At 61.4% G+C, this 500-nt stretch carries 1 protein-coding gene and 1 pseudogene; both read left to right on the top strand.

Annotated elements, in window-relative coordinates; all coding sequences use genetic code 11:
- Positions 1-92: 92 nt before the first annotated feature.
- Positions 93-182: pseudogene (locus Q0835_RS30120) on the top strand (hypothetical protein); the annotation flags it as partial.
- A gap of 84 nt (positions 183-266) precedes the next feature.
- Positions 267-500 (top strand): SMC-Scp complex subunit ScpB (locus tag Q0835_RS30115; protein ID WP_298967187.1); only part of this gene is annotated, 234 nt, incomplete at its 3' end.

Below are 500 nucleotides of genomic sequence, written 5' to 3'. Positions count from 1 at the left end.
CGGCGATCTGGTCCACGCGTTCGGACGCGGAAAACCTGGCCTGGGCTCTGGCCGACTGGCTGATCGCCAAAAAGCTGTCATGGGATTTTGCCGTGCCTTTGCTGATCAGCCAAAGATACGGGGCCGCGCTGCGCACAGCCAGTGATATCGCCCGCCGGGCCAACAAGCTCGCAGCCGTTGCACCAAAACTCAGAACGAAAGGAAAAGAGACCGTCCTTCAAAAACTGCTCGAAGACCTGCCGCCGGAGCTGCGCTGGCGCGAATGGATGCTGCGGGTGGAGGCGGTGATCTTTGCCGCAAGCGAACCGGTCACGCGCGAGACCTTGGCCCGCGTTGTAGGCAAGCTGGTGAGCATCGACCTTTTAATCGATGATCTGAGTAATCGTCCTTACGACCTCGTCTCGGTCGCCGGCGGTTGGCAGTACCGCACCCGATCCGCCTTTGGCCCGGTGATTTTGGAGTCGCAGGCATCAACGCGCACGCCGGGCGCTTCGCTAACC

Origin of the sequence: uncultured Roseibium sp. (assembly GCF_947499295.1) — a bacterium.
Lineage (GTDB): Bacteria > Pseudomonadota > Alphaproteobacteria > Rhizobiales > Stappiaceae > Roseibium.
The sequence above is the reverse complement of the archived record's forward strand: the minus strand, read 5'-3'. Positions and strand labels throughout refer to the sequence as shown.